10 protein-coding genes are annotated in these 8,596 nt (G+C 70.4%); 6 read left to right on the top strand and 4 right to left on the bottom strand.

The features are described from left to right. Window positions 1-51 precede the first annotated feature (51 nt). The gene (locus KSO97_RS12615; protein WP_232679401.1) at window positions 52-276 is read right to left on the bottom strand and encodes a DUF3107 domain-containing protein; all 225 of its coding nucleotides are present in this window, start codon (window positions 274-276) and stop codon (window positions 52-54) included. Between the two features lie 151 nt (window positions 277-427). After that, on the bottom strand, window positions 428-1,078 hold the full coding sequence (locus tag KSO97_RS12610) for a TetR/AcrR family transcriptional regulator (RefSeq protein ID WP_232679399.1): 651 nt from the start codon (window positions 1,076-1,078) through the stop codon (window positions 428-430). Window positions 1,079-1,301: 223 nt separating this feature from the next. On the opposite strand from KSO97_RS12610, the gene moeZ reads away from it, so the two are divergent. The 4 genes from moeZ to KSO97_RS12590 all read left to right on the top strand — a co-directional run bounded on the left by moeZ (window position 1,302) and on the right by KSO97_RS12590 (window position 4,806). Beyond that, window positions 1,302-2,510 (top strand): adenylyltransferase/sulfurtransferase MoeZ, encoded by a 1,209-nt coding sequence (moeZ, locus tag KSO97_RS12605; RefSeq protein ID WP_232679397.1) that lies wholly within the window; start codon window positions 1,302-1,304, stop codon window positions 2,508-2,510. Window positions 2,511-2,658: 148 nt separating this feature from the next. After that, entirely contained in the window at window positions 2,659-3,576 is a 918-nt protein-coding gene (locus tag KSO97_RS12600) for a hypothetical protein (RefSeq protein ID WP_232679395.1), read from the top strand. Between the two features lie 185 nt (window positions 3,577-3,761). After that, a complete protein-coding gene (locus tag KSO97_RS12595) occupies window positions 3,762-4,067 on the top strand; it encodes an MGMT family protein (RefSeq protein WP_232679393.1) in 306 nt (101 codons plus the stop codon). A gap of 52 nt (window positions 4,068-4,119) precedes the next feature. After that, window positions 4,120-4,806 (top strand): 1-acyl-sn-glycerol-3-phosphate acyltransferase, encoded by a 687-nt coding sequence (locus KSO97_RS12590; RefSeq protein ID WP_232679391.1) that lies wholly within the window; start codon window positions 4,120-4,122, stop codon window positions 4,804-4,806. 20 nt (window positions 4,807-4,826) lie between these two features. Here KSO97_RS12590 and KSO97_RS12585 read toward each other — a convergent pair whose 3' ends face one another. Beyond that, window positions 4,827-5,495 carry a response regulator transcription factor gene (locus KSO97_RS12585; protein WP_232679389.1) on the bottom strand — a complete coding sequence of 223 codons (669 nt, stop codon included), beginning with the start codon at window positions 5,493-5,495 and terminating at the stop codon, window positions 4,827-4,829. Beyond that, the gene (locus tag KSO97_RS12580) at window positions 5,492-6,505 is read right to left on the bottom strand and encodes a sensor histidine kinase (RefSeq protein ID WP_232679387.1); all 1,014 of its coding nucleotides are present in this window, start codon (window positions 6,503-6,505) and stop codon (window positions 5,492-5,494) included. The genes KSO97_RS12585 and KSO97_RS12580 overlap by 4 nt, the downstream gene beginning before the upstream one ends. Before the next feature lie 255 nt (window positions 6,506-6,760). On the opposite strand from KSO97_RS12580, the gene KSO97_RS12575 reads away from it, so the two are divergent. Then, complete coding sequence (locus KSO97_RS12575; protein ID WP_232679385.1) at window positions 6,761-7,288, top strand: TrkA C-terminal domain-containing protein; 528 nt, start codon at window positions 6,761-6,763, stop codon at window positions 7,286-7,288. Then, window positions 7,285-8,571, top strand: a complete 1,287-nt coding sequence (locus KSO97_RS12570; protein ID WP_232679384.1) for an SLC13 family permease — start codon at window positions 7,285-7,287, stop codon at window positions 8,569-8,571. Before KSO97_RS12575 ends, KSO97_RS12570 begins: the two co-directional genes overlap by 4 nt. Window positions 8,572-8,596 lie beyond the last annotated feature (25 nt).

Below are 8,596 nucleotides of genomic sequence, written 5' to 3'. Positions count from 1 at the left end.
AGACTCCGCCGGTGCGGCGGAGTCGGGCCCTCGTGGCGCCGCGTCGTCAGGTCAGCTGCGGAAGCCGACCGTCCCGCTGCTGCCGCTGCCGATCTCGACGTAGGCGATCTTCGCCGCGGGCACGATGATGCGGCGGCCCTTGGTGTCGTTCAGGGTCAGCACGCCATCGCCCGAGGCGACGGCGTCGGCGACCAGGGTCGCGACGTCCTCCGGGTTCTGGTCGGTGTCGACGACCAGCTCGCGCGCGGCGTACTGCACGCCGATCTTGACCTCCACGATGTCTCCTCGTGTCGTTGGGTGCATCGACCGGTTCGTCGATGGTCTGGCCGGCCCGATCCGGGCGTCGGCTGATGCTGTCGAGTCAAGCAGGCGCCCCCAGCGGGACGCCGTCCGGGTGCCGGGCCCGCGACGGTCCTGGCGGAACCGTTCAGTGCTCCACGGTGAGGGGGTAGCCACCGATGCCGCCCCAGGCCAACGCCGAGACCAGCGCCGTGGCCTGGTCGCGATCGAGACCTCCGGCCTCCTCCAGCCAGAAGCGGGCGCTGACCTGCGCCATGCCCACGAGCGAGACGGCGAGCAGGCGTGAGGCCTCGGAGGGGAAGCCGGTGTCCTCGGCGATCACCTCCGCGATCATCGAGGCGCACTCGGAGGTGACCCGATCGACCAGGTGCCGGACGGCGGGCTCGTTGGTGAGGTCGGACTCGAAGACGAGGCGGAAGGCGCCGGTCTCGCTGCCGACGTAGTCGTAGAACGCCGAGATGGTGGCTGCCACCCGCTGCTCGTTGTCGTGCGTGGAGGCCAGCGCCTGGCGGCAGTTCTCGATGATCGCGTCGCACGAGGTGTCGAGCAGCGCGAGGTAGAGGTCGAGCTTGCCGGGGAAGTGCTGGTACAGCACCGGCTTGGAGACTCCGGCGCGATCGGCGATGTCGTCCATGGCGGCGGCGTGATAGCCGTTGCGCACGAAGATCTCCAGCGCCGAGGAGAGCAGTTGGGCTCGGCGCTCGCGCCGAGGCAGACGTCCTCCGCGCGGGCGGATCTCGCCGAGGTCGGCGTCGAGGTCGGGCGTGGTGGGAGGCACGGGCAGATGTTACCGATCGGTCCGGATGACAAGACGTCGGCGCTCGCCCGGCGAGCCGGCGCGGGATCATGAGTGAGAGGAACCCGGGAACAGAGCCGGCGGGGTCGGCGTTGCCACCAGTAGGCCGGCCGCACGCCATCATGGGCAGGCCGACGTCAGGCGGCAGATCGCGACTGACGACGACCGGGGGCCGTCCCCACCGCCATCTACGAGGAGTGGAAACGTGAGCTTTCCCGCGCTGGTCGAGCCCGCTGACGAGCTGAGCATCGACGAGGTCCGGCGCTACAGCCGCCACCTGATCATCCCCGACGTCGGGATGACGGGTCAGAAGCGGCTGAAGAACGCCAAGGTCCTCGTCATCGGGGCCGGCGGCCTCGGCAGCCCCGCGCTGCTCTACCTGGCCGCGGCCGGAGTCGGCACCATCGGCATCGCCGAGTTCGACGAGGTCGACGAGTCCAACCTGCAGCGCCAGATCATCCACGGCCAGAGCGACATCGGCCGCCCGAAGGCCGAGTCGGCACGCGACTCCATCCTGGAGGCGAACCCCTACGTCAACGTCGTCGTGCACAACGAGCGCCTCGACAACGACAACGTGATGGCGATCTTCGAGGGCTATGACCTCATCGTCGACGGCACCGACAACTTCGCCACCCGGTACATGGTCAACGATGCCGCGTACTTCCTGAAGATCCCCTACGTCTGGGGCTCGATCTACCGGTTCGACGGGCAGGCCTCGGTCTTCGCGCCGAGTCTCGCCGACGAGGCGCCCTGCTACCGCTGCCTCTACCCCGAGCCGCCGCCGCCGGGCATGGTGCCCAGCTGCGCGGAGGGCGGCGTGCTGGGCGTCCTGTGCGCCAGCATCGGCTCGATCCAGGTCAACGAGGCGATCAAGCTGCTCACCGGGATCGGCGACCCGGCCATCGGCAAGCTCGTCATCTACGACGCACTCGAGTTGGAGTGGCGCAAGCTCAAGGTCCGCAAGGACCCGAACTGCGCGCTGTGCGGCGACAACGTCACGGTCACCGGGCTCATCGACTACGACTCCTTCTGCGGCGCGATCTCCGAGGAGGCCGCTGACGCTGCTGCCGGCTCCACGATCTCGGTCACGCAGCTCGAGCACATGCTCAAGGAGCGTGCCGAGGGGAGCCGCGACTTCGTGCTGGTCGACGTCCGCGAGCCCAACGAGTACGAGATCAACCAGATCCCCGGCTCGGTACTGATCCCCAAGGGTGAGTTCCTCAACGGGTCGGCGCTGGAGAAGCTGCCGGCGGTCGACTCGGGCACGCAGATCGTCATGCACTGCAAGTCCGGCGTCCGGTCGGCCGAGACGCTCGCCATCGTGCAGGGTGCGGGATATGCCGACGCGGTGCACGTCGGCGGCGGAGTCGTCGCCTGGGTGAACCAGGTCGACCCGAGCCAGCCCACCTACTGAGAGTTCGCCGTCCTCGGCCGCAGCGACGGGCCCGCGCCCCTCTAGTCATTTGTGACTAGAGGGGCGTAACCCGTTCTAGCCACGATCGTTGGGAACGGTACAGACCCGCCCTCGCACCGTGCGACCTACTCAGGAGGTCCTCAGACCGATGTCGTTCACGCCCCCGTCGATCCGCCGCCGCCGCACCCGTGGCGTCCGGTCCTGGCGCTCCCTCGGAGTGCTCAGTGCGCTCGGCCTGCTCGTCGCCGGCCTCGCCGTGGTGAGCACCGCGCAACCCGCGAGCGCCGCGGCCCGGCACACCGCCTGGGCCCCGGCGTCCAGCGCCTCGATCACTCCCGGCGTGCAGGCCTACACGGCGGGCGGTCAGTGCACCACGAACTTCGTCTTCACCGACGCCGCAGGCGGCGTCTACATCGGCTACGCCGCCCACTGCGCTGGCCTGGGCGAGGCCACCGACACGAACGGCTGTGAGAACGACTCCCAGCCTCTCGGCACCCGCGTCACCTTCAACAAGGGCGGGTCGCTGCTCTCCAACGGCGCGCTGATCGGCAGCGGAGAGCTCGTCTACTCCTCGTGGCGCACGATGCGCGATCTCGGCGTCACCGACGCCAACACGTGCGCCTTCAACGACTTCGCCCTGGTCAAGGTCCGCGCGGCCGATGTCGCGAAGGTGAATCCGAGCGTCCCGTTCTGGGGCGGTCCCACCGGCATCGACACCGACGGTGTCGCCGCCGGCGAGCGCGTGTGGTCCTACGGCAACTCCTCCCTCCGCGCGGGCATCAGCCTGCTGTCCCCGAAGGTCGGTCTGAGCCTGGGCACGAGTGGTGGCGGGTGGAGCCACAGCCTGTACACGCTGACCCCCGGCATTCCCGGTGACTCCGGTTCGGCGTTCCTCTCGGCCGGTGGCAAGGCAGTGGGCACGCTCTCCACCCTCGGTCTCACGCCGCTGCCGCTCTCGAACAACATCGGCGACCTCTCCCGAGAGCTCGCCTTCGCCCAGCAGCACTCCGGTATCGACGGTCTCGAGCTGGCACTCGGTACGGTGGCCTTCACGGGCATCGGCTGAGCCCGGCGAGACACCACCGAGGGGTGTGCCCCTCCGCTCGGGAGGAGCGCGGGCACACCAGGAACGGCCCTTCGGGAAACAGGGACGAGGCCCCATCCGCATCGGATGGGGCCTCGTGCTGTCTGCGCTCGATCCGATCGGCTCGCCTCCCAGGTCCTGGCGAGGGTTCCACCTAGGTTCGACGGGTGGCGGTGGTGGACGAGGAACTGATCGAGCGGATCCTGCAGATCGTGGAGCAGATCCCGCCGGGGCGGGTCACCACCTACGGCGCGATCGCGGACGTCGTGAGCACGGGGCCGCGTGTGATCGGGAGCGTGATGGCGCGACACGGCGGCCCGGTGCCCTGGTGGCGTGTCGTACGGGCCGACGGCAGCCTGCCGCCCAGTCACCACGACGAGGCGCGTGCGTGCTACCTCGCCGAGGGCACGCCCCTGCGGTCGGGACTGGGCTCGGTGGACCTCCGAGCGGCGCTGTGGATCCCGGTCGCGTGACCGCAGCGAACGCGATTCTGGCGACCGGTGAGTAACCAGCACACTGACCGGTGTGGCTCCGGCGCGACCTGATCTCTACCGCCTCCTGCACGCGGTGATCCCCCCTGCGGCGAAAGCGCTCTGGCGTCCCACGGTCACCGGGCTGCACCACGTGCCGACCTCGGGACCGGTGATCCTGGCGAGCAATCATCTGAGCTTCGTCGACTCCGTCGTGATCCCGGTCGTGGCGCCCCGGGCGGTGGTCTTCCTCGCCAAGAGCGACTACTTCGACGGCGCGGGGCTACGCGGCGCGCTCTCGCGCACTTGGTTCACCAGCCTCGGCATGCTGCCGGTGGACCGCGACGACTCCAAGGCGGCGATCGCCAGCCTCGACACGGCGTTGCAGGTCCTCGCGCGAGGCGAGGCGTTCGGGATCTACCCGGAGGGCACCCGCTCCCGCGACGGCCGGCTCTACCGAGGTCGCACCGGCGTCGCGCATCTGGCGCTCACGGCCGGCGTACCCGTCGTCCCGGTGGGTCTGACCGGCACCGATCGGCTGCAGCCGGTCGGCTCACGGCTCCCTCGGATCGTGCCGATCAGCGTGCGCTTCGGCGCACCGATCGTGCCCGGCGATCGCTTCGACGGCCTCCCGGCGGGCCGCGCTCGGCGACTGCTGACCGACGAGATCATGGCGGCGGTGCAGGCGCTGTCCGGACAGGTCGCGGCAGGGACCTACAACGACCGCTCGCCACTCGCCTGAGCGCGCGGCGCCTGCCGGGCTCAGGGCTCGATCAGGCCGGCTCGGATCGCGTACCGGGTGAGCTGGGTGCGGTCGCGCATGCCGAGCTTGGCCAGGATGTTGGCCCGGTGCCGCTCGACGGTCTTGAGACTGATGCTCAAGGTCGCCGCGATCTCCTTGGAGGAGGCGCCTTCGGCGATCAGCTTGAGGACCTGGTCCTCGCGCTCGGTCAGCGCGCTGTCCGGCGCCGTGCTGGGCGTGACCTGGCCCCGTCGGATGCGGTCCAGGTAGTCGCGCACAAGCGCGCTCATCGCGCCCGGGTAGACGAAGGCGTCGCCTCGCATCGCCGACCGGACGGCTCCGACGAGGTCCTCGTCGGCCACCGACTTCAGGACGTACCCGCTGGCGCCGGCCTTGAGGGAGGAGAAGAAGTACTGCTCGTTGTCGTGCATCGAGAGCATCAGGATGCGCGGAGGATTGCGACGTCGTCCGATGTCGCGGGCGGCCTGCAGCCCCGTCACTCGCGGCATCGCGATGTCGAGCACGACGAGATCGACCTCGACCTCCCGCAGCAGCTCGATCGCCTCGAGGCCGTCGCCGGCTTCGGCGACGACCTCGATGTCGGGCTCGGCCTCCAGGATGAGGCGGACGCCGCGCCGCACCAGGGCATGGTCGTCGGCGAGCATCACCCGGGTGGTGCGCCTCGTCATCGCCGTCCGCCCTGGGATCGGGCGGCCCCGACGTCGTCGAGGGTGCCGACGAGGGTCGCCGGCGGCCAGGGCACGAGCAGTCGCACCCGTGTGCCGCGACCGGGGGAGTCGACCTCCACCCGGCCGCCCACGAGCAGTGCGCGTTCCCGCATGCCGCGGATGCCCGAGCCGGCTGCTGCGCCGGCCAGGCCCCGACCGTCGTCGACGACCTCGAGCACGACCTCGGCGCCGACCCTGGCCAGGGACAGGTCGACCGATGTCGCTCCCGCGTGCCGGGCGGCATTGGTCAGCGCCTCCTGGGCGACGCGGTAGAGGACGACCTCCACTTCGGGGGACAGCGTGGGCAGGCCCGGAGTGATCTGACGCCGCACGTGCGGCCCGGCAATGGCGATCTCGGTGGCGAGAGCGGCGAGAGCGCTGGCCAGACCCAGGTCGGACAGGACGCCGGGCCGGAGCTCCCGCGCGACACGCCTGACGTCGTCCAGGCTGACCCGCGCGCTCTCGCGCACCAGTTCCAGCTCGTCCACCAACTCGTGCACGGGTGCGGACGCGGCACGGTCGACGACGCGCTTCAGCCCGAGGAGGACGACGGTGAGGTCCTGCCCGATCTGGTCGTGGAGCTCCCGCGCGATGCGTTGCCTCTCGGCCTCCTGGGCAGCGAGGGTGCGGGCGTTGCTCTCGCCGCGTTCGGACTCCAACCGGTCGAGCATCTGGTTCCACCCGCGGACCAGCAGGGCGTCCGGCCCCTCGCCGCGGGGCTCGGCCAGACGCTGTCCGTCGGTGGGTGCGTGCGTCGCGGCCATCTCCCGCACGACCCGGTCGATCTGCCCGAGCGGCCTGCGGAGCAGGACGGCGTTGGTCGCGAGCACCGCCGTCAGACCGACGGCGAGCACGAGGACCTCGGAGCTGACCGGATCGCGCGAGACGCTCACGGGCGAGAGCACCAGGGCGATCGTGCCGACGCAGAAGACCGCCCCGTTGACCAGCACGACCTTCCAGAACAACGGCATACCTCAGCCTCGCAAACCGCGCGTGACGGCGTCCACGGCTGCGCCGTGTTCGGCGGTCGCGGCACCGGAAATGGGTGGTAGCCCCCATACCGGCGGGCCCTGCGGCGAAGAAGACTCGTCAGTGGAGCCATGCGGCCTTCTGCCGTGGGACGCAGGGCCGGTCGGGAGTCGCTGCGTCATCCCGGGAGCGAACATGACCCGAGAGGTGGAGGTAGGCGTGGTGTCGCACGAGCAGGGACAGTGGGGGGCCTCCCGGTGACATCAGTGCTCTCCGAGGTCGCCGCCTTCGCGGTCGGCGCCTCGGCGGTGGTCCTCGTCGTGGTCCTGGAGGCGCGGCGTCGCCGGAGCCTCGACCCCTGTGCGGTGCGCAGGTTCCCGCTGCTGTGGCGCTTCGTCGGTGTCCGTCGGGTGACAGCCGTGGAGGTCTCGGTGCCGGCGCGCTCGGGCCTGGTCGGCGTCGCGATCGCCGAGCTGCGCCTGCCCGAACCAGCGGTGGTGGCTCTCCTGTGGCGGCGTGGCGAGGCGATCGTGGCGAACCGCTCCACGACCTTGCAGGTGGGCGACCGGATCTGGGTCGTGATGCCGTCCTCGGTGCGCAACCAGGTCGATGACCGACTGCGCGACGTCGCCGCGCGAGGTCGCCTCGCACGGTGGTACTCCGGGCTGCCCGCCTCGGCGCCGACGGTCGCCGTCGACCTCGACCAGGATCTCGACAGCGGTCCGGGCGGCCTGGGCGGTCGGGGCGGCCTGGGCGGCCTGGGCGGTCGGGGGCACGCTGCATGATCGCGGCGGCATCGGTCGGCATCTTCCTCACCGCCTACGCCTTCATCGCCACCGAGAAGATCAGCAGGATCGCGGCGGCGCTGGGCGGCGTCGCGGCGATGACCGTCCTCGGGGTGATCGACGTCGAGTCGGCGTTCTTCAGCCTGCACACGGGCATCGACTGGAACGTCATCTTCCTGCTCTTCGGGATGATGGTGATCGTCAGCGTGCTCAAGCAGACCGGGCTCTTCGAGTGCCTGGCGCTCTGGGCGGCCGCGGCGTCGCGGGGGGACGCCAAGCGCCTCTTCGTGCTGATCGCGCTGATCACCGCTCCGCTGGGGGCGTTGCTCGACAGCGTCACGATCGTGCTGCTGATCGCCCCGGTCACCATGGCTGCGTGTCGTCGCATCGGTGTCTCCTCGATGCCGTACCTGCTCGTGGTCGTCTTCGCCGCGAACATCGGGGGCACCGCCACGCTGATCGGCGATCCGCCGAACATCATGATCGGGAGCAGGGCCGACCTCTCCTTCACCGACTTCCTCGTCCACACGGCGCCGGCAGCGGTGCTGATCCTCGCGGTGGTGATCCCGCTGTGCCGGCTGCTCTTCCGACGTCAGTTGGTCGCCACCCGGCCCGCGGCCGCCGTCGCAGGCTCTCCGCGCGATGCGATCAAGGACCCCCGACGCCTCGCCATCGGACTCGTCGTCCTGGCCGCGGTGATGATCGGCTTCGGGCTCCACGCCGCCCTGCACCTGGACCCCGCCGTGGTCGCCATGCTCGGCGCCGGCGCGATGGTGGTGCTGACCGGCACCTCGTCGGAGGAGTTCCTCGAAGAGGTCGAGTGGGAGACCCTCGTCTTCTTCATGGCGCTCTTCGTGCTCGTCGGCGGCCTGGTCAACGTCGGCGTTGTGGGCAAGCTCGGCGAGTTCGCCGTCGACTCGGTCGGCGACCAGCAGCTCCTCGTGGTGACCCTGCTGATCTTCGGCTCCGCGGTGATCGGCGGTCTCGTCGACACGATCCCCTACACGGCGGCGATGCTGCCGATCGTGGAGCAGCTGGTCGCCTCGACATCCCAGACGGGCGCCGACAACCCGCTGTGGTGGGCCTTCGCGCTCGGCGCCGACCTCAGCGGCAACACCACCGCCGTCGCCGCGGGAGCCAACGTCGTCGTCCTCGGTCTGGCCTACAAGGCCGGGGAGCCGATCAGCTTCTGGCAGTTCACCAAGTACGGCCTCGTGGTGACGCTGGTGTCGTTGATCATCGCCTGGACCTACGTCTGGCTGCGCTACTTCGCCCTGGCCTGACGCGGGACCCGGCACTCGGTGTCGG

Origin of the sequence: Nocardioides sp. R-C-SC26 (genome assembly GCF_021246465.1) — a bacterium.
GTDB lineage: Bacteria > Actinomycetota > Actinomycetes > Propionibacteriales > Nocardioidaceae > Nocardioides.
The sequence above is the reverse complement of the archived record's forward strand: the minus strand, read 5'-3'. Positions and strand labels throughout refer to the sequence as shown.

Coding starts and splice junctions, on each gene's coding strand:
- KSO97_RS12600 (WP_232679395.1), top strand. CDS start 2,659: ATGTCGTTCACGCCCCCGTCGATCCGCCGCCGCCGCACCCGTGGCGTC.
- KSO97_RS12585 (WP_232679389.1), bottom strand. CDS start 5,495: ATGACGAGGCGCACCACCCGGGTGATGCTCGCCGACGACCATGCCCTG.
- KSO97_RS12580 (WP_232679387.1), bottom strand. CDS start 6,505: ATGCCGTTGTTCTGGAAGGTCGTGCTGGTCAACGGGGCGGTCTTCTGC.
- KSO97_RS12570 (WP_232679384.1), top strand. CDS start 7,285: ATGATCGCGGCGGCATCGGTCGGCATCTTCCTCACCGCCTACGCCTTC.